General features: G+C 61.4%; 18 protein-coding genes. 14 read left to right on the top strand and 4 right to left on the bottom strand.

The window, feature by feature from the left end; translation table 11 throughout:
- Nucleotides 1-38: 38 nt before the first annotated feature.
- Together DHB74_RS01660 and DHB74_RS01665 are read left to right on the top strand one after the other, a co-directional pair.
- Complete coding sequence (locus tag DHB74_RS01660) at nucleotides 39-2,249, top strand: TonB-dependent siderophore receptor (protein WP_136869629.1); 2,211 nt, start codon at nucleotides 39-41, stop codon at nucleotides 2,247-2,249.
- Between the two features lie 59 nt (nucleotides 2,250-2,308).
- Nucleotides 2,309-3,472 carry a PepSY-associated TM helix domain-containing protein gene (locus DHB74_RS01665; protein ID WP_136869628.1) on the top strand — a complete coding sequence of 388 codons (1,164 nt, stop codon included), beginning with the start codon at nucleotides 2,309-2,311 and terminating at the stop codon, nucleotides 3,470-3,472.
- 58 nt (nucleotides 3,473-3,530) lie between these two features.
- Here DHB74_RS01665 and DHB74_RS01670 read toward each other — a convergent pair whose 3' ends face one another.
- Entirely contained in the window at nucleotides 3,531-4,277 is a 747-nt protein-coding gene (locus tag DHB74_RS01670; protein WP_036988726.1) for a hypothetical protein, read from the bottom strand.
- 185 nt (nucleotides 4,278-4,462) lie between these two features.
- On the opposite strand from DHB74_RS01670, the gene DHB74_RS01675 reads away from it, so the two are divergent.
- Nucleotides 4,463-5,242, top strand: coding sequence for a methyltransferase (locus DHB74_RS01675; protein WP_074778032.1), 780 nt, complete (start codon nucleotides 4,463-4,465; stop codon nucleotides 5,240-5,242).
- A 1-nt stretch (nucleotide 5,243) separates the two neighbouring features.
- Here the strand turns inward: DHB74_RS01675 and DHB74_RS01680 are convergent, their stop codons facing one another.
- Genes DHB74_RS01680 through DHB74_RS01690 form a run of 3 tightly spaced genes read right to left on the bottom strand, consistent with a single transcriptional unit; the run spans nucleotide 5,244 to nucleotide 7,989 of the window.
- The gene (locus tag DHB74_RS01680; RefSeq protein ID WP_235833924.1) at nucleotides 5,244-6,593 is read right to left on the bottom strand and encodes an MATE family efflux transporter; all 1,350 of its coding nucleotides are present in this window, start codon (nucleotides 6,591-6,593) and stop codon (nucleotides 5,244-5,246) included.
- A gap of 24 nt (nucleotides 6,594-6,617) precedes the next feature.
- Nucleotides 6,618-6,989, bottom strand: coding sequence for a translation initiation factor Sui1 (locus tag DHB74_RS01685; RefSeq protein WP_036988723.1), 372 nt, complete (start codon nucleotides 6,987-6,989; stop codon nucleotides 6,618-6,620).
- 13 nt (nucleotides 6,990-7,002) lie between these two features.
- A complete protein-coding gene (locus DHB74_RS01690) occupies nucleotides 7,003-7,989 on the bottom strand; it encodes a DUF2333 family protein (RefSeq protein WP_036988721.1) in 987 nt (328 codons plus the stop codon).
- A 135-nt stretch (nucleotides 7,990-8,124) separates the two neighbouring features.
- Between DHB74_RS01690 and DHB74_RS01695 the strand changes: the two genes are divergently transcribed.
- From DHB74_RS01695 to purD, 11 genes are all read left to right on the top strand, one after another.
- Nucleotides 8,125-8,961, top strand: coding sequence for a CvfB family protein (locus DHB74_RS01695; protein ID WP_074778026.1), 837 nt, complete (start codon nucleotides 8,125-8,127; stop codon nucleotides 8,959-8,961).
- A gap of 78 nt (nucleotides 8,962-9,039) precedes the next feature.
- Nucleotides 9,040-10,851 (top strand): protein-disulfide reductase DsbD, encoded by a 1,812-nt coding sequence (dsbD, locus tag DHB74_RS01700; RefSeq protein WP_235833923.1) that lies wholly within the window; start codon nucleotides 9,040-9,042, stop codon nucleotides 10,849-10,851.
- A 162-nt stretch (nucleotides 10,852-11,013) separates the two neighbouring features.
- On the top strand, nucleotides 11,014-11,457 hold the full coding sequence (aroQ, locus tag DHB74_RS01705) for a type II 3-dehydroquinate dehydratase (protein ID WP_136869627.1): 444 nt from the start codon (nucleotides 11,014-11,016) through the stop codon (nucleotides 11,455-11,457).
- A 34-nt stretch (nucleotides 11,458-11,491) separates the two neighbouring features.
- Entirely contained in the window at nucleotides 11,492-11,950 is a 459-nt protein-coding gene (accB, locus tag DHB74_RS01710; RefSeq protein WP_036988715.1) for an acetyl-CoA carboxylase biotin carboxyl carrier protein, read from the top strand.
- 19 nt (nucleotides 11,951-11,969) lie between these two features.
- On the top strand, nucleotides 11,970-13,310 hold the full coding sequence (accC, locus tag DHB74_RS01715) for an acetyl-CoA carboxylase biotin carboxylase subunit (protein WP_074778020.1): 1,341 nt from the start codon (nucleotides 11,970-11,972) through the stop codon (nucleotides 13,308-13,310).
- Nucleotides 13,311-13,422: 112 nt separating this feature from the next.
- A complete protein-coding gene (prmA, locus tag DHB74_RS01720) occupies nucleotides 13,423-14,313 on the top strand; it encodes a 50S ribosomal protein L11 methyltransferase (RefSeq protein ID WP_074778018.1) in 891 nt (296 codons plus the stop codon).
- Nucleotides 14,314-14,385: 72 nt separating this feature from the next.
- On the top strand, nucleotides 14,386-15,573 hold the full coding sequence (locus tag DHB74_RS01725; protein ID WP_499160642.1) for a zinc-ribbon and DUF3426 domain-containing protein: 1,188 nt from the start codon (nucleotides 14,386-14,388) through the stop codon (nucleotides 15,571-15,573).
- 230 nt (nucleotides 15,574-15,803) lie between these two features.
- A complete protein-coding gene (dusB, locus tag DHB74_RS01730; protein WP_235833931.1) occupies nucleotides 15,804-16,739 on the top strand; it encodes a tRNA dihydrouridine synthase DusB in 936 nt (311 codons plus the stop codon).
- Nucleotides 16,736-17,062 (top strand): DNA-binding transcriptional regulator Fis, encoded by a 327-nt coding sequence (gene fis, locus DHB74_RS01735; protein WP_036988711.1) that lies wholly within the window; start codon nucleotides 16,736-16,738, stop codon nucleotides 17,060-17,062. Before dusB ends, fis begins: the two co-directional genes overlap by 4 nt.
- Before the next feature lie 73 nt (nucleotides 17,063-17,135).
- Nucleotides 17,136-18,743, top strand: coding sequence for a bifunctional phosphoribosylaminoimidazolecarboxamide formyltransferase/IMP cyclohydrolase (gene purH / locus DHB74_RS01740; protein ID WP_499160643.1), 1,608 nt, complete (start codon nucleotides 17,136-17,138; stop codon nucleotides 18,741-18,743).
- Nucleotides 18,744-18,842: 99 nt separating this feature from the next.
- A complete protein-coding gene (gene purD, locus DHB74_RS01745; RefSeq protein WP_136869622.1) occupies nucleotides 18,843-20,123 on the top strand; it encodes a phosphoribosylamine--glycine ligase in 1,281 nt (426 codons plus the stop codon).
- Nucleotides 20,124-20,251 lie beyond the last annotated feature (128 nt).

Consider the following 20,251-nt stretch of genomic DNA (forward strand, 5'->3'; position numbering starts at 1 on the left):
TCCTTTCGTTTTTATCCCTGAAACGAAAAGGAACCTCCATGCCGCGCACCGCCATTCCCTTCAGCCTGTTGCTGCTGCCCCTGTCCATATCCCTGGCGCTACCGGTCATGGCCGCCGGCGAACCAGCCGAAGCAAGCACCGGCATTGAGCTGCAGCCCACCTACATCAGGGGCTCCCTGGGTAATGCGCTGGGTGAGACCGAAGGCTATCGCGCTACCCATAGCAGTGTGGCGACCAAGACCAGCATGCCACTGCTGGAAACCTCCCAGAGCGTATCCGTTGTCACCCGCAAGCAGATGGATGACCAGGGCGCGCAGAGCGTAGCCCAGGCCCTGCGTTACACCCCAGGCTTGATGAGTTCGCCCTATGGCGCGACCAGCCGCTACGACTATGTCGCCATGCGCGGTATTACCGACGGCTCGGTCGACAACCTGTATCTGGATGGCCAGAAGCTGTTGGGCGACAGCGCCACCTACAGCACGCTGCAGGTCGATCCCTACTTTGTCGAGCGGATCGACATTCTCAAGGGCCCGTCTTCGGTACTCTATGGTCGCAGCCTACCGGGCGGTCTGGTGGCGATGACCAGCAAGAAGCCGGGTTATGACACCCATCGTCAGCTGCAACTGTCCTATGGCAGTCACGATTACAAGCAGGCCGCATTCGATATCGGCGCCCCGCTGGATGAAGGGCGGCGGGTAAACTATCGCCTGGTCGGCGTGGTGCGTGATGCGGCGAGCCAGGTAGATGACATCAAGAGCGAACGCTTCGCGCTGATGCCGTCGCTGGCTATCGATTTCACTCAGGATACCCGCCTGACCCTGCTGGCGATGTTGCAACATGATCCCGAAGGCGGCTACCACGGTGGGTTGCCGGCGCAGGGTACGGTCACGTCGCACAACGGCCGGCGCATCTCCCGCAGTTTCTTCGAAGGCGATGAGGATTACGAGAAATTCGAGCGCCATCAGTACATGCTCGGCTATCAGTTGGAGCATCGCTTCAATGATGTGGTATCGGCCCGGCAGAATTTCCAGTATCTGGATTCGACGGTCGATTCCGGTCAGGTCTACCAGTATGGTTACGTTCCCGGCACCGATAACCTGGACCGCTATTACACCGGCGCCGATGAAGCGCTGCATGCCTGGAGTGTGGATAACCAGCTGCAGTTCGAGTTTGCCACCGGCGAGCTGTCCCATACGCTGGTCACCGGACTGGATTACCAGCGGCGCAAAACCAAGGTCGCTTATGACGCCGGTTATGGCCTCGCCCCAATCGACCCCTTTACCGGCGCCGAAGGAGCAGCCACTCCGGTGTTCTATCACCAGTATGACGAAGCCCGCTTTCTGGAGCAGACCGGCTTGTATGTTCAAGATCTGATCAGCCTGGGCAACTGGCGGTTATCGCTGGGCGCGCGTCAGGACTGGGTGGATATGGATTTCGAGCAGACCCGCTCGATGTACGGCAATCAAGCTGATGATGCGCGTATCGATCAATTTTCCGGTCGCATCGGATTACTGTACGCCTTCGACAATGGCCTATCACCCTACGCGAGTTTTTCTCAGTCGTTCAACCCCAACGCCACCGGCGCCTACAACGAAACCGCACCCGGCGTGTTTGACATCAGCCTGCTCGATCCAACCGAAGGCGAACAGACCGAAGTCGGCCTCAAGTTCCAGCCGCCCGGCACCCAGGACCTGTATACCATTGCGCTGTTCGACCTGACCCAATCGAATCTGGCTAACAAAGATTCCGGTGAGTCTTTCTACCGCGCAGTGGGCGAAATCAGCTCCCGCGGCGTCGAACTGGAAGCTCGTTTCAAACCTATCGAGCCGGTCAATGTGCTGGCCAGCTACACCTGGATGGACGTGGAGTATTCGAAGGATTTCACCGGCACTGCCGGCGTCAATAACCGTGGCAATACCCCCAATGCAGTGGCGAAGAACATGGCTTCATTGTGGGCTGACTACAGCTTCACCAGCGGCCCATTGGCGAGCCTGCAACTGGGCGCCGGGGTCCGTTATTTCGGCAAGAGCTGGGCGGACGCGGAAAATACCCTGCGCATCCCCTCCTACACCTTGTTCGATGCCTCGGTCGGCTACGATCTCAGCCAGTTGGGTGCGTCCGGGCTGGGCCTGCGCGTCAACCTGAACAATCTGACCGACGAAACCTACGTGGCGGCCTGCAACAGTTTGAGCCAGTGCTATTACGGCGACGAGCGCAACGTCATGGCGACCCTGACCTACGACTTCTGACCACCCGATAAGGCCGCCGGCAGTCTGCCGGCGGCCTTATGCATTTCGGATAAAAATCAATGCGTTCCATCCTGTTGTATCTTCACCGCTACCTTGGACTGGCCATGGCGCTGTTTCTGGCGCTGGCGGGCCTGACCGGCAGCATTCTCGCCTTTCACCATGAGCTGGATGAATGGCTCAACCCCGAGCTGTACCACACCAGCTCCACTGGCCCGGTACTGCCACCGGAGCAACTGGTCGAGCGGGTAGAAACCGCCTGGCCACGCATGCAGGTGTGGTACATGGAGTTTCCCGACGAGGCCGACCATGCCGCGCTACTGGCGATGGTCCCGCGCACCGACCCGGAGACCGGCAAACCCTGGCCCGACAGGCCAATAGTGCGCTATCTGGATCAGGTCACCGGCGAGCAGGTCGGCGAGCGTTACTGGGGTGATTGCTGCTTCTCCCGCCGTAACTTCGTGCCCTTCATGCTGGAGTTTCATTACAACCTGACCCTGCCCGGCAACTGGGGGCTGTGGCTGATGGGGCTGGTGGCCATCGCCTGGGTGCTGGACTGCTTCATCGCCCTGGTATTGACCTTTCCCCGTGGGCGGCCGTTCTGGCAGAAGTGGCAACGGGCCTGGAAGATCAAGCGCGGCCACGCCACGCGGGTCAATCTGGATATTCACCGCGCCGGCGGCCTCTGGCTATGGTTGCTGTTGTTGCCGGTAGCTGTGAGCAGCGTGGCGATGAACCTGCCGGAGCAGATCTTCAAGCCGGTGGTGTCGCTGGTCTCGCCGGTGGCGCCGAGTGTCTATGAAGCACGCAGCGAATTGCCGGCCGAGGAATTGGGCATCACCGGTTATGGCTACGGCGAAGCCTATCAATTGGCGATGGAGCATGCCCGTGAGCTGCAGTTGCTAGAGCCCATCACCGAGTTGTACTACAGCTTCGAATACAACTTCTATGGCGCGGGTTTTGGCGATCATGCCAGCAATGAAGGCAATGCCTGGATCTTTTTCCACGGCACGGACGGTCGTTTGCTGGGGCAGGAAATCCCCGGTCAGGGCACCTGGGGCGAGCGGTTCTTCCAGCTGCAGGCACCTATCCATGGCGGACGGATTCTCGGCCTGCCGGGGCGCATCCTGATTGCTGTCCTGGGTGTGGCGATTTTCGTGCTGTCGATAACCGGAGTGATCATCTGGTGGCGCAAGCGGCAGGCGCGGCAGTTGCGCCGGGCCTGAAAAAACGATCCCGCAGACGAGACCGGCTGCGGGATCACGGGGACAACTCAGCGATGGATCAGAACAGCACGCCCAGCTTGACGCCGAACTCGTTGCTTTCCAGCTCGGTGTTGTCTGCCAGCATGTAATCATCATCCAGCTCGTAATTGGTCTGGGTGTAATACACCCCCGCGGTGAAGGGGAAGCCTTGGCCACGGTCCCAGAGGAAGTTCAGCTCCGCATAGGGGTTGAACTTGTTCTTCAGATCAGCGGTTTCGCTGCCATACCCGGTCAGCTTCACCTTGCCCTCGCCTTCAATGCTGTAACGGGTACCCACCTCCAGCCGGGTGGTCAAGGTGTCACCTTGATGGTGCCACCCGATCGCGGCCTTGGCGAAGGGGCTCTTGTTACTCAGCTCCACGTCGGCGTTACTGCGTTCCAGCTCAAAGCGAGTCCAGTCGTAACCCAGACCGACCAGCATGTCGAAGTTGCTGTTGTTGCTCAACGGCATGCGCACACCGAGGTCCGCTTCAGCACGGGCGTCCTTGACCTCGTTGTCATTCTTTTCGCCGTAACGGATATCGGCACCAATCTGGAAAATCGTGCCGGGGCCACCCGTCATCTTGTTGCCGTAATTGTAGAAAATACCACCCTTGCCGACAGTCTCGTCACGACCATCGACATCATCGTTATCCGAGTTCATTTCATATTTGTCAGCAGCGATGATGATGCCCAGATTGGAGACCGGATCTGCAGCCAGAACATAGGTCGACCCAGCCATCAATCCCACGGCAGAAACCGGAATCAATATTTTGCTAAGGCGCATAAGGTATTTCCTCTTGGTTTATTACCTGAGTAAATACCGACCGGCCGGCCGCAAAGAAGTTCGTATTTTCCTACCGATTCGCTACGTAAGACCATGAATGTGAAGGCACCTGATATACTTCGAGACCTTGAATCCTCTCGTCCGCAGTCGCTTGTGATTGCCCATGCGCAGGTAGAAAATTCTTTATGACCGATCGGTATTTCGACCAGCTGGGCACCCATTTCGCGCGCAAGATATACGCCGGCCCCAAGGGTGCGATTCGCCTTGCGGTACTTACTCGCGACCTTCAGGAGTGGCTGGCCGAGCTCGCGCCCGAGGGTCAAGCGTTACGGGTTCTGGATGCCGGTGCCGGCTTGGGGCATATCAGCGAATGGCTGTTGCAGCGGGGCCACAGCGTGACGGTCAGCGACCCTGCCGAAGAAATGCTGGACGCCGCTCGCGAGCGCCTGGCAAGCCAGCCGCTGCAGCCGGGCCAGTCTCTGCAGTTTCTGCAGTTGCCGTTGCAGCAGTTGCCGGCCCGGGGCGAGCGCTACGATCTGGTGATCTGTCACGCTGTGCTGGAATGGCTGGCGGACCCGGCCAGCGCCCTGCTTTGCCTGCGGCAACTGATCAACGATGCGGGCGCCGTGTCACTGGCCTTCTACAACCGCGACGCGCTGATCTACAAGAACCTGATCAAAGGCCAGTTCCGCAAGCTGCAACGCAACCAGCTGGCCGGCGAAGGCAAGCGCAGTCTGACACCTCAGCAGCCATTGGACCCACGTGAGGTATATAGCTGGATAGCGGCGGCGGGGTTCGATCGCCGCGAGCAGACCGGCGTGCGGGTATTCCATGATTATATGCACGAGCCGTTCAAGGGCGAGGCCGATGCGCAACAGGTGATCGAGCAGGAATTGCTGTATAGCCGGCACCCGGCTTACCGGCATCTGGGGCGCTATCTGCATTGCTGGCTGAGAGCCGATTGACCTATGCGGGCATCCAGCGATCCCGCCGCCACAGCCAGATGAACCAACCGCCGAGCAATACACCGCGCGCCAGCATGAAAAGATAGAACCCCAGCCAGATTCCGTGGTTGCCGGTATCACGCAGCAACCAGGCAGCCGGCAGATAGATCAGCAGTACCGCCAGCACCATGGCATTGCGCATGGCGCGCGCGCGGGTGGCGCCGATGAACAATCCATCGAGCAGATAGCTCCAGACCGCCACCAGCGGCATCCAGGCCATCCACGGCAGATAGTCGAAAGCTACCTGGCGGATCGACTCGAGGTCGGTCAACAGGCTGATGATCTGATTGCCGAACAGATTGAATACCAGCACAAAACCCACCCCGACCACCAGTGACCAGAACGTGCTGACGACCAGCACGCGCTTGAGCGCCAGCCGGTTGCGCTGGCCCATGGCATGCCCACCGAGCGCCTCGACCGCGTGGGCCAAGCCGTCCAGTCCGTGGGAGGTGAGCAACAGGAAGTTCAGCAGCACCGCATTGGCCGCGACGACCGAGTCGCCCAGCCGGGCGCCTTGCAACACCAGCAGATAGAACACCAGCTCCAGCGCCAAGGTGCGGATCAGTATGTCCCGGTTGGCCCGAATCAGCGGCGCCGCACCACGCAGGCGCAGCGCGTCAGTCCAGCGCATCACCCCGGGATAACGCGCCAATACCGGGCGCAGCAACGCCAGCCCCAGCAGCAGCCCGACGTAATCGCCGATAACCGTCGCCCAGGCCGCCCCGGCCACGCCCCACTCCAACACCACGACGAGGAAAACGTCGAGCACGACGTTGGTGATATTCACCGCCAACAACAGATACAGCGGCGCACGGGCGCGCTGAGCACCGATGAACCAGCCGACCAGCACAAAGTTGGCCAGGGCCGCCGGCAGGCTTACCAGGCGGATATTGAAATAGATCCGCGCCTGTTCCAGCAGCTCGGCGCTGCTATCAAGAAAATACAGGCCCGCGGCCAACAACGGCTCATGTACCAGCCACACCAGCAATGCGAGCAGCAGCGCCAGCCATAGCGGCTGCAGCAATACCAGGCGCAGTTTGTCACCGTTATTTGCCCCGCATGCCTGGGCGGCGAAACCGGTAGTACCCATGCGCAGGAAACCGGCGGCCCAGAGAATGAAGGTCATCAGCGTCGCACCCACCGCGACCCCACCCAGATGATGGGCACCATCCAGATGGCCGACCACGGCGGTATCCACCAGCCCGACCAGGGGCACGCTGATATTGGACAGGATCATCGGCGTCGCCAGCGCCCAGACCCGGCGATGGGTCAGACGATGGCGCGCGGTGGCAAGCAGACCAGAGGGGGTCAAGACAGCGAGTCCCGCATTCAGATATCAGCCACCGGAGCGCTTGGCCTTGAAGCCTTCATCAATCAGCCATTGGCAAAGCATGTCAGCACGATCACCCTGAATCTCGATTACCCCATCCACCACCGACCCGCCGCAACCGCAGCGGGCCTTGATGCGCTTGGCCAGGGTCTTGAGTTCGTCGGCCGGCAATGCCAGGCCACTGATAGTGGTCACCGTCTTGCCGCCACGCCCCTTGGTCTCCCGGCGTACCCTGGCGACGCCGTCGCCAGCGGGTATCTGCGGCTGACCACAGGTACAGGCATCCTGCGGTTGTCGACAGTCGGGGCACATACGCCCCGCATCGGTGGAGAATACCAGCCCGCCAAGTGAGCCGAATCCTGTCTGGCGCTTGCTCATAATGCTGTTTGCCTCAACCCTGCTCAAGCAATCGACGCAGGTCGATCAGGGCCGCGTTGGCGCGAGACAGATAATTGGCCATGACCAGCGAATGATTGGCCAACACGCCAAAACCGCCGCCATTGAGGATCATCGGGCTCCACATGGGGGCCTGGGTGGCCTCCAGCTCACGGATGATCTGACGCAGGCTGACCAGAGCATTCTTGTTGTTCAGCACGTCAGCATAATCCTTCTCCACCGCGCGCAGCAGGTGGACCAGCGCCCAGGCACTGCCGCGGGCTTCGTAGAAGACGTTGTCGATCTGCAACCATGGGGTCTGCTTGCGTTCACGCCCGCCCTCGTTCAAGGGAGTGCGAGCCACACTGGCCGACAGTCGCTGGGACAGCGAGCCCAGTCGCGTGCTGACATCGTTGATCCAGCCAGCCAGGTTGTCGGCACGGGTGTAGAAACTGGCGTTGCCGCTTTCCAGGCGCTCGATGTAATCATCCAGCTGCCGGATCCCGGCACGGTATTCATTTTCACTGGCGGGCAGGGCCCAGCTTTTGTGATCGAAGTGGAACAGCGGCTCGGCCTTGGAGAGAGCCGCATCTTCAGTGGACTGGGATTGCGAGCGGGCCATGTCGCGGCGCATGGAGCGGGTAATATCTCGTACCTGCACCAGCACACCAAATTCCCAGCTGGGCATGTTGTCCAGCCAAAGACCGGGCGGAGTGATGTCATTGCTGATAAAACCGCCGGGCTTGTCCAGCAAGGTACGGGCAACTTCCCTGACGGTGCGGGCTGTGTAGGAGCCCGTGGTCAGCGAGTCCATATTGCCCACCGGCACGACGTTCAGATCTTCCAGATCAGGCTCGCGACTCCAGTACCAACCGAGCAGCAAACAGACGACCAGATAAACCAACAGCACCACGGCTATCGTCTTGCCCAGCACTCGCTTGTTCTCGTTATCGAGCAGGCCTGCCCCGCCCTCGGTATCGCGTCTACGCCTGGAAAATTTCATCGACCCTCTCCCCTTCTCTGTGCAGCCGCAAGCATAGCATCTGTGCCCGGCGTTCACACCGCTCAGACCGTTCAGAGCGGCCCTTTTGACCCATTTCGGTTAGAATGACTGCTCCCGCCTCTCAGGACACTATTCATGGCCGCCATCGGACACTTCAACAACCTGTCGATCGTTAAACATACGGGCTTCGGCCTCTACCTCGACGGCGGCCCACATGGTGAGATTCTGCTGCCCAATCGTTACATCCCCAAGGATCAGCCCACCGAGATCGGCGACTGGCTGCGAGTGTTCATCTATCGGGACAGCGAAGACAAGCTGATCGCCACTACCCAGCGACCCAAGGTCCAGGTGGGGGAATTTGCCAGCCTCAAGGTGGTCGAGATTACCCGCGTCGGGCTGTTTCTGGATTGGGGACTGCCCAAGGACCTGTTGTTGCCGCATTCCGAGGAGAAACGCCCGCTCCAGGTCGGCGATCATTGCGTGGTGTATGTCTATCTCGACAAACACAGCGAACGCATCACCGCCACCGCGCGACTGGACCGCCACCTCGACCAGACGCCAGCCAGCTATCAGTCTGGCGAAACCGTGGACCTGCTGATCGTCGAGCCCTCGGACCTGGGCTACAAGGCGATCATCAACCATCGTCACTGGGGGTTGGTGCACAAGAACGAGATGTTCAAACCCCTGCGGCCCGGCCGGCGCGAACGGGGATATATCCGCGAAGTACGCCCGGACGGCAAGGTCAGCCTGAGCCTGCAGCCGGTGGGACGCGATGCTGGCGACAGCCTGCAGGCGCTGATCATGCAGACACTGGAAGAAAACAATGGTGTGCTGAACCTCAGCGACAAGAGCGCGGCTCCGGAAATCGCCCGGCTGTTCGGCGTTAGCAAAGGCAGCTTCAAAAAGGCCATCGGCGGACTCTACCGCCAGGGGCTCATCGTCATCCATCCAGACCGGATCGAACGTGCCTGATAAATCCGGTGGCAATGTGTCACTGGTATTCGCGGCGCCAGCCTTTAATATACCGGCAAGCTCTTTTCGGATATGCCCATGTCGTTGATACGTCTTCTGTTGATCACCCTGCTGCTCGGCAACGCTGCCCTGGCTAGCGCCAATACCGCAGGCAATACCGGGCTCGATAACCTGTTCGGCAGCGCCAATGTGGGCAGCACCACCGAGTTTCTACCGGTGCACCAGGCCTTTCGCGCCGGTATTGTCGAGGCGGAGGACGAACGCATCCAGCTGCAGTTCGACATCGCTCCTGAGTACTACCTGTACCGGCACCGGCTGAAATTCGAGCTGCTCGGTGGCGATGGTCAGATCACCCAGGTCAAACTGCCGGATGGCGTGGACCGCACCGACGAGTTCTTCGGCGATGTCGAGGTGTACTACAACAGCCTCAACGTGCAGCTGGCTGTCGCGCCGGGCAGCGCCCCGGCCAGCCAGTTGCGCGTCGAGTACCAGGGCTGCGCCGATGCCGGATTGTGCTATCCACCGGAGATTCTGCTGCTGGACCTGCCGTCTGCAGGCGGCACCAGCGCCTCAGGCAGCACCGGCTCCGCTGCCGACAGCACAGCGCCTGCCAATGACTCCTCCCTGTGGCTGTCGCTGCTGTTGCTGTTCGCCGCCGGCCTGGCGCTGACTTTCACTCCCTGCGTGCTGCCCATGGTGCCGATTCTCACCAGCATGGTGCTGGGCCGCGAGAATATCGATCGCCCGCGGGCCTTTGCTCTGTCGCTCAGCTACGTACTTGGCATGGCGCTTACCTTCGCCGCAGTCGGTGCGCTGATCGGCCTGTTCGGCGCCGCATTGAATATCCAGGCACGCCTGCAATCGCCCTGGGTGCTGGGCGTGTTCGCCGTCTTCTTCGTGGTCTTCGCCCTGGCCATGTTCGACGTATTCAACCTGCGCCTGCCCGCCTTTATCCGCGGCCCGGCGGAAAATCTCGGTAATCGCGCCCAGGGTGGCTCGATCCCCGGCGCGGCGGTCATGGGCGCGCTGTCCTCACTAGTGGTCTCGCCGTGCATTTCCGCGCCACTGGCCGGCGCATTGATCTATATCAGCGCCACTGGTGACGCCTGGGGCGGCGCCCTGCGCCTGTTCGCCCTGGCCATCGGGATGGGTGTGCCTCTGATTCTGGTAGCGATGTTCGGCAAGACCCTGCTGCCCCGCTCCGGCCCTTGGCTCAACCAGGTCAAGCAGGCCTTCGGCTTCGGTTTGCTGGCCGTGGCCATCTGGTTGCTGGAACGAATCATTCCCGGCCCGCTGAGCCTGGCGCTGTGGGCAGCACTGGCGGCAGGCGTTGCCGTCCAGCTCGGCCTGTTCGACCGGGGGCCGCGCAGCGGCATCGCCCGGGTGGCCCAGGCTGCGGCGCTGTTGTTCGCCATCTACTCAGCCGCTGCCCTGTTCGGCGCGCTGGCCGGCAATTCCGATCCGCTGCGGCCGCTGCACGCGCTTGCCAACAGCAGCTCCGCAGTCAACAACAGCGAAACCAGCTATTTCACCAAGGTCACCACCGCCGAGGGGGTCCGCCAACAACTGGAGCAGGCGCGTGCAGCAGGTCGTCCGGCGATCGTCGAGCTGTCCGCCGATTGGTGCATCAGCTGCAAGGTGATTGAGCGGGAGATCATCAACCATCCCAGCGTGCGGGCGGGCCTGGACGGATTCGTACGCGTGCAGTTGGATGTGACCGATAATACAGCCGACCAACGCGCCTGGCTGACCGAACAACAACTGTTCGGACCGCCCGCGTTCCTGTTTCTGGATAGCCAGGGGCAGGAGATTCCAGAGCTACGGATTCAGGGCGAAGTGCCGCGCGAGACTTTCATTCGCTATATGAATGCAGCGGTGGAGGCTGGTTGATGGGCTCCGCCCTCCTCAATCAAATTCCGCAAAAACCCAGCCATCATGCTGACATCTGATGACATACCACTGGTTCTGGACAGCTCTTTAGTAATCCGGCAAACTCTTCGCCCATTGATGACCGTCGAGTCAATTGCCAACCAACGCCCCGGAATTTTCTGAATGGCCAGTTTCCTGGTTCTGCATGGACCCAATCTGAATCTGCTCGGCAGCCGCGAACCCGGTGTGTATGGTGCCGTCACCCTGGAGCAGATCAACAACCGACTGCTCGAACAGGCCCAGCGCGATGGTCACCAGCTGCAGGTGCTGCAGAGCAACGCCGAGTACCAGCTGATCGACCGCATTCACGCCGCCCGGGACGAAGGCATCGATTTCATCATCATCAATCCCGCCGCCTTTACCCATACCAGCGTCGCAATACGTGACGCATTGCTGGCGGTGAGCATCCCATTCATCGAAGTGCATCTTTCCAACGTGTACAGACGCGAAGCCTTCCGTCATCACTCCTATTTTTCGGACATCGCCGAGGGAGTCATCTGCGGGCTGGGAGCTGAAGGTTACGCACTGGCTCTGCAAGCGGCTGTACGCAGACTCGAACAAAACTGAAACGATCAACATTTGCCCTGGAGCGCAAGTACCAATGGATATCCGCAAAGTAAAGAAACTCATCGAACTGCTTGAAGAATCCGGCATCGACGAGCTGGAGATTCACGAAGGCGAAGAATCCGTTCGGATAAGCCGGCACAGCCAGCAGGCCGCCATGCCCCAACAGTATTTCCAGGCCCCGGTCGCCGCTGCACCAGCACCTGCCGCAGCTCCGGCTGCCGCCGCCCCTGCCGCCGAAGCCGCTCCGGCCGAGCCGTCCGGCCATCTGGTTCGCTCGCCGATGGTCGGTACCTTCTATCGCTCGCCGTCGCCTGAGTCGCCTTCCTTTGTTGAAGTCGGCCAGACCGTCAAGGCCGGCGACGTGCTGTGCATCGTTGAAGCCATGAAGATGATGAACCACATCGAAGCGGACAAGACCGGTGTCATCCAGGCGATCCTGGTGGACAACGGCCAGCCGGTGGAATTCGATCAACCCCTGTTCAGCATCGCCTGAGCCCGACCCGGAGGCTGCGATGCAGAAAGTACTCATAGCCAACCGTGGCGAAATTGCACTGCGCATCATCCGCGCCTGCAAAGAGCTGGGGTTGAAGACCGTGGCAGTGCATTCCACTGCCGACCGCGAACTCATGCACCTGGCGATGGCTGACGAAACCGTCTGCATCGGCCCGGCCGTCGCGACCGAGTCATACCTGAACATCCCTCGCATCATCAGCGCGGCGGAAGTCACTGGCGCCGACGGTATCCATCCCGGCTACGGCTTCCTAGCGGAAAACGCCGATTTCGCCGAACAGATCGAGAATTCCGGCTTCACCTTTATCGGCCCCAGCGCCGAGGTGATTCGCCTGATGGGTGACAAGGTCTCGGCCATTGCCGCCATGAAGAAGACCGGCGTACCGACGGTGCCCGGCTCCGATGGTCCGTTGCCCGAGAACGAGGACGAGTGCCTGAAGATCGGCCGTCGGGTCGGTTATCCAGTGATCATCAAGGCCGCCGGTGGTGGTGGTGGTCGCGGCATGCGCGTGGTGCACAAGGAAGAAGAGCTGATCAAATCGATCCGCCTGACCCGCACCGAAGCCGGCGCGGCCTTCGGCAACCCGATGGTCTACCTGGAAAAGTTCCTGACCAACCCGCGTCACGTGGAAGTGCAGGTACTGTCCGACGGCCAGGGCCACGCCATTCATCTGGGCGACCGCGACTGCTCCCTGCAACGCCGCCACCAGAAGATCATCGAAGAAGCCCCTGCCCCCGGTATCGACGAGAAGGCCCGTGCCGAGGTTCAGGCCCGCTGCGTTCAGGCTTGTATCGACCTGGGCTACCGTGGCGCCGGTACCTTCGAGTTTCTCTATGAGAACGGCGAGTTCTTCTTCATCGAGATGAACACCCGGATTCAGGTGGAGCACCCGATCTCCGAGATGGTTACCGGCATCGACATCGTCAAGGAGCAGATCCGTATTTGCGCCGGCGAGCCGTTGAGCATCAAGCAGGAAGATGTGGTCATTCGTGGTCATTCCATCGAGTGCCGGATCAACGCCGAAGACCCGAACAGCTTCATGCCAAGCCCCGGTACGGTGACTTTCTTCCACGCGCCCGGTGGCAACGGCGTGCGGGTAGATTCGCACCTGTACAGCGGCTACAAGGTACCGCCGAACTATGATTCGCTGATCGGCAAGCTGATCACCTACGGCGCCAGCCGGGATGAAGCCATGATGCGCATGCGCAACGCCCTGGATGAGCTGGTGGTTGACGGCATCAAGACCAATACCCCGCTGCACCGTGAACTGGTGCGGGACCCCGAGTTCTGCAAGGGTGGAGTCAACATCCACTACCTGGAACACAAGCTGGGTATCAGCTGATCCGATAAGCTCGTTGTCAGCTTATCAACCGGACCGGGAGGCAGAGCATCGCTTCCCGGTTTTTTATTTCCGCTGTTAGCTTTAAGCTTCCCCTTTTTCCCAAGGAAACATTATGCCCTGGCTCCAACTGCGTCTTGCCATTACCCCCGATCAGGCCGAGCCGATGGAGGACCTGCTGCTGGGGCTGGACGCCGTGTCGGTAACCTTTATGGACGCCGAGGATCAGCCGATCTTCGAACCGGACCTGGGTACGACGCCATTGTGGTCGCACACTCATCTGCTGGCGCTGTTCGAAGCCGACGCCGACCCGCAAACCCTGCTCGCTCAACTGCAACAGATCTGGCCAGGCGAGTTACCGGAACACCAATTCGAAGAGATCGCCGACCAGGACTGGGAACGCAGCTGGATGGACAACTTCCAGCCGATGCGCTTCGGCCGTCGCCTGTGGATCGTACCCAGCTGGCACGAGGCGCCGGAGCCGGACGCGGTGAATCTGCTGCTGGACCCCGGCCTGGCCTTCGGCACAGGTACTCACCCGACCACCGCCTTGTGCCTGGAATGGCTGGATGGCCAACAACTGGACGGCTTGCAGGTGATCGACTTCGGTTGTGGCTCGGGCATTCTGGCCATCGCCGCGCTGCTGCTGGGCGCCGACCGGGTCGTGGGAACCGATATAGACCCCCAGGCCCTGGAAGCCTCCCGGGACAATGCCCAGCGCAACCAGTTGGCGGACGCACGCCTGCCGCTATACCTGCCCGCTGACATGCCGGCCGAGCCGGCGGACTTGGTAGTAGCCAATATCCTGGCCGGCCCGCTGGTCAGCCTGGCGCCGCAGTTGACCGCCCTGGTCAAGCCCGGCGGGCGCATCGCTCTATCCGGTATTCTCGCCGAGCAAACCGAGGATATCCTGGCTGCCTACCGTGACGCCTTCGAGCTGGACCCGGTAGCCAACAAGGATGGCTGGATTCGGGTCAGCGGTGTACGGCGCGACGTAGCGCCGTGATGTGCTTGCGGGCACAATATCGCGCATATTGCATAGCGATGCGTCCCGATTGATCGCCGGAAAAGGATTCACATGAGCGAGCTGCTGGTCACCCAATGCCCTTTTTGCCAGACCCGTTTCCGGCTGACACCGGAACAATTGCAGGTCGCCGCCGGCAATGTGCGTTGTGGTGCCTGCCTGGAAGTCTTCCATGCTGCCGATACCGCCGTGCCTGCATCACCACCCGCTTCAGCACCGCAGCCGGCGGCACCGCAACGGCAGTCCGCATTGCTTGATGACGATATGGATGAACCCGACCTGCAGGCCCTGGGGTTGGACGAGTCGATCATCGATGAGGTCAACCCCGGTGGCATGACCGGCCATCGGCGCACCGGATTGGAAGCGGCAGCGACCGAGCCCCCTGCCGCTACTCAGACCACCGTCGAGGCGCAAGCTGACGAGCCGGCAACCGACGGTTTCGCCGATCTGCATGAGGACTTTCTCGCCACGCCTCCGGCCCAGGACTTTGGCCCGGACTTCGACCATAACCGGCGTGGCATCCAGAGCCTGCGACCAGTCGATGAGGAGTATGCCGACCGGGGCATCTTCCGCCGCGACCAGCCCGCCGATACGCCCCGACCCGCACCTGAGCCCATTAGCGACGATACCGGGTCGGCAGCCATCGCAGCCGACCCGACCGTCGCCGATGGCCCGGGGGCTGATGACCGTCAGGAGCCGATCATCAGCCCCATGCTCTGGCCAGCACTGGATGAGGCGCTACTGGAAACGCCGCCGGCCCGCCGCCGTCAGCGCCCCTGGCTGTGGGGCACGCTCTGTGTGCTGGCATTGTTGGCCTTGCCGGCACAGTTCATCTATTACAATTTCGATGCCCTGGCCCGTGACCAGCGCAGCCGGCCGCTGCTCGAGAACCTGTGCTTTCTCGCCCAATGCGAACTACCGGCACGGGTGGATATCAGCCGTATCCGCAGCGCCAATCTGCTGGTGCGTCAGCATCCCGAGTTTCCCAACGCCCTGGCCATCGATGTGATTCTCTACAACCGGGCGGATTTCGAGCAACCGTTTCCGGTGTTGCAGATGCACTTCACCGATGCTGGTGGTCGTAATGTGGCCAGCCGGCGTTTCCGACCGGAAGAGTATCTCTCGGGTGAGCTGGCCGGCGTCCGGCTGATGCCACCACAGACGCCAATCCATGTGGCCCTCGATATGCTTGATCCGGGCCCGCAGGCCAGCGGCTACAGTCTGGAATTTGCCAGCCCCTGAGCAATGGGGCTTGGCACGACTCAGTCGATCCATTGATCAAATATCAGCCAGACAGTCTTTATATGGTCATCGGTAGCAGGTATGATAGCGGCCCTCTTCACATTTCTGACCCTGCCCGAACACGTCCTGCGGTTTTGGGGCGCACACCATTGACCAACGAGTACAGGGATGGACATGCAGTGATCAGCATCGGACCCTATCAGTTGACCAGCCGCGTGATCCTGGCTCCCATGGCCGGTGTAACAGATCGCCCATTCCGCAGCATGTGCCGGAAACTGGGTGCCGGCCTGGTGGTCTCGGAGATGGTCACCAGTGATACCCGCCTCTGGCATAGCCGCAAATCCCGCCAACGCCTCGATCATAGCGGCGAGCCGGCACCCCGTTCAGTGCAGATTGCCGGCGGCGACCCGCAGATGATGGCCGATGCCGCGCGGATGAACCGCGACAATGGCGCCCAGATTATCGATATCAACATGGGTTGCCCGGCGAAGAAGGTCTGCAACAAGGCCGCCGGTTCCGCCCTGTTACGCGACGAGCGGCTGGTGACGGAGATTCTTGAAGCCGTGGTCGGCGCCGTGGATATTCCGGTGACGCTGAAGATCCGTACCGGCTGGGACCCAGAGCACCGCAACGGCGTGACGATCGCGCGCATCGCCGAGCAGAGCGGTATCCAGGCACTGGCCGTGCATGGCCGCACCCGCAGCGAGCTGTACACCGGGCAGGCCGAGTACGACACCATCGCCCGCATCCGCCAGGCAATTTCCATCCCGCTGTTCGCCAATGGCGATATCGACTCTCCGGAGAAAGCCCTCGATGTGCTGGAGCAGACCGGCGCCGATGCGGTAATGATCGGCCGCGCCGCCCAGCGCCGTCCCTGGATCTTTGGCGAGATCGAGCACTATCTGCGCCACGGCGAATCGCTGCCCGAACCGGGCCTGGCCTGGCAGCAGACCCTGCTGCTGACTCACCTTGATGCCTTGCATGAATTCTATGGCGAACAGCAGGGCGTGCGCATCGCCCGCAAGCATGTCGGCTGGCAACTGGAAGCACTCCCCGGAGCCGAAGAGTTCCGCCGCCACTTCAACCGCATGGATTGTGCCCAGCAGCAACGCCTTGCGATTGCAGACTTCTTCAACCGCTTGATGGATGGAGGCCTCGCGGCATGAACCAACTGAATACATCCCAGATCGACGGAAACCTACCCGTGAGCGAGACCCCCGAGGCAGATCTATCCTGCCCCCCGAACGACCCCCTGGCCGGAACACAGACCCTGCGCGACAGTGTCGAACAGGCGCTGCGTAACTACTTCGAGCATCTGGACGGCCAGGATGTCACCGACGTCTACAACATGGTGCTGGCGGAAATCGAAGCGCCGTTGCTGGAAAGTGTCATGGACTACGTGCGCGGCAACCAGACCCGCGCCTCGGAGGTGCTGGGGCTGAACCGCGGCACCCTGCGCAAAAAGCTCAAACAGTACGGCCTGCTCTGAGCGCGCAATCTGTTTTTCGCTTGAAGCCTCGCCGCTTGAAGCTGTTTTTTCACCAACCTGATATGGATCCAAGATGACCGACCAAACCACCCGCCTGCCGGTACGCCGCGCGCTGATCAGCGTCTCGGACAAGACCGGTATTGTCGATTTCGCCCGTGAACTCAGCGCGCTGGGCGTGGACATTTTGTCCACCGGCGGCACCTACAAACTGCTGCGGGACAATGGCATCGACGCCGTGGAAGTCGCCGATTACACCGGCTTCCCGGAAATGATGGACGGTCGGGTGAAAACGCTGCATCCGAAGATCCATGGCGGCATTCTCGGCCGTCGCGACCTGGATGGCGCGGTCATGGCCGAGCATGGCATCCAGCCGATCGACATGGTGGTGGTCAACCTTTACCCCTTCGCGGCGACCGTGGCCAAACCCGGCTGCACCCTGCCCGACGCTATCGAGAATATCGACATTGGCGGCCCGACCATGGTCCGCTCGGCAGCCAAGAACCACAAGGATGTCGCGATCGTGGTCAATGCTGGTGATTACGCCAGCCTGCTGGACGGCCTCAAACAAGGTGGCCTGACCTACGCCCAGCGTTTCGATCTGGCGCTCAAGGCCTTCGAGCATACTGCCGCCTATGACGGCATGATCGCCAACTACCTGGGCACCATCGACCAGGCCCGCGACACCCTGAGCACCGATGAGCGCGCCGCCTTCCCGCGCACCTTCAATAGCCAGTTCATCAAGACTCAGGACATGCGCTACGGGGAGAACCCGCACCAGAGTGCCGCCTTCTACCGCGAAGCCGAGCCGGCGGAGGCTTGCATCGCCACCGCCACCCAGCTGCAGGGCAAGGAACTGTCCTACAACAATGTTGCCGACACCGACGCCGCGCTGGAGTGCGTCAAGAGCTTCAGCAAGCCGGCTTGCGTCATCGTCAAGCACGCCAACCCCTGCGGTGTAGCGGTGGTCCCGGAAGACGAAGGTGGCATTCGCAAGGCTTATGAGCTGGCCTTCGCCACCGATAGCGAATCCGCCTTCGGCGGCATCATCGCCTTCAACCGCGAGCTGGACGGCGACACAGCCAAGGCTATTGTCGAGCGCCAGTTCGTCGAAGTGATCATCGCGCCCAGCGTCAGCGCCGAAGCCCGCGACATTGTTGCCGCCAAAGCCAATGTGCGCCTGCTCGAATGCGGCCAGTGGCCGGCCGAACGGGTCCAGGACCTGGACTACAAGCGCGTCAATGGCGGCCTGCTGGTGCAAAGCCGGGATACCGGCATGATCACCGAAGCCGACCTTAAAGTGGTGACCAAGCGCGCGCCGACCGAGAAGGAAATCCACGACCTGATTTTCGCCTGGAAGGTAGCCAAGTTCGTTAAATCCAATGCCATCGTCTATGCCAGCAACCGCCAGACCATCGGTGTGGGCGCCGGCCAGATGAGCCGGGTCAACTCCGCGCGCATTGCCGCCATCAAGGCTGAACATGCCGGTCTGCCGGTCGAGGGCGCGGTCATGGCTTCCGACGCCTTCTTCCCGTTCCGCGATGGTATCGATAACGCTGCGGCCGTGGGTATCCGTGCGGTGATCCAGCCCGGCGGTTCCATGCGCGACCAGGAAGTGATCGATGCCGCTGATGAGGCCGGTATTGCCATGGTATTCACCGGCATGCGTCACTTCCGTCACTGAGTAGGGTTACGGCCGCGCTGAAGCCGCATCTGCTGGCTTCAGCGCGGCCTTGTTTCGAGTTGCTAGCGGAACCCCAAATGCAATTTTGAGGTATACAGAATGAATGTACTGATTATCGGCAGTGGCGGGCGTGAGCATGCCCTGGCGTGGAAAGTGGCGCAGGATGAGCGCGTCGAGAAAGTCTTTGTCGCCCCGGGTAACGCCGGTACCGCAATCGAGGCCAAGTGCGAGAACCTGGCCATTGATGTGCTGGAACTGGACAAGCTGGCCGACTTTGCCGCTGCCAACGTTGCGCTGACCATCGTCGGCCCTGAAGCCCCGCTGGTTGCGGGCGTGGTCGACCTGTTCCGCGAGCGCGGCCTGCAATGCTACGGCCCGACTGCCGGCGCCGCCCAACTGGAAGGCTCCAAGGCTTTCACCAAGGACTTCCTGGCGCGCCACAAGATTCCCACCGCCGATTACGCCAACTTCACCGAAGTCGAACCGGCGCTGGCCTACTTGCGTGACAAAGGCGCGCCGATCGTGATCAAGGCCGACGGCCTGGCCGCCGGCAAGGGCGTGATCGTCGCCATGACACTGGCAGAGGCCGAAGCAGCGGTCCGCGACATGCTGGCGGGTAACGCCTTCGGTGCAGCCGGCTCACGGGTAGTCATCGAGGAGTTCCTGGATGGCGAGGAAGCCAGCTTCATCGTCATGGTCGACGGCGAGCATGTATTGCCGATGGCCACCAGCCAGGATCACAAGCGGGTCGGCGATGGCGACACCGGCCCCAATACCGGCGGCATGGGCGCTTACTCCCCCGCACCGGTGGTGACCAGTGCAGTACACCAGCGGGTCATGGACGAAGTCATCTGGCCGACCGTGCGCGGCATGGCGGCTGAAGGAAATGTCTATACCGGCTTCCTGTATGCTGGCCTGATGATCGACAAGTCGGGCGCACCCAAGGTGATCGAATTCAATTGCCGCTTCGGTGACCCAGAGACCCAGCCCATCATGCTGCGTCTGCAGAGCAGCCTGGTGGAGCTGATCGAGGCTGCCCTCGCAGGTAACCTAGACCGTACCGATGCCCGCTGGGATCCTCGCCCAAGCCTGGGCGTGGTGCTGGCGGCCGGTGGCTACCCGGGCGACTATGCCAAGGGCCAGGTTATCAGCGGTCTCGATCAGGCGACCAGCGCCGATGGCAAGGTATTCCATGCGGGTACCGCGCTGCAGGACGGCAACGTCGTCACCCAAGGTGGACGTGTGCTGTGCGCCACCGCACTGGGTGACAGCGTCAAGGCAGCGCAGCAGGGCGCTTATGATCTTGCCGAAAAGATCAGCTGGGATGGCTGCTTCTACCGCTCGGATATCGGCTACCGCGCCATCGAGCGGGAAAGCTGATTTACAACCCGCCGACCCTTGGTCCGGTCGGCGGGTTATCTGCCATGCCGTGGCTATCACCAGGCCAGCCTTGCACTCGGCCGTGCAGCTCAGCAGAATAGTCGTTCATTGCCCAAGGATAGGACAGA

Source organism: Pseudomonas sp. G11-1, from assembly GCF_024031555.1.
GTDB classification, from domain to species: Bacteria; Pseudomonadota; Gammaproteobacteria; order Pseudomonadales; family Pseudomonadaceae; genus Halopseudomonas; species Halopseudomonas bauzanensis.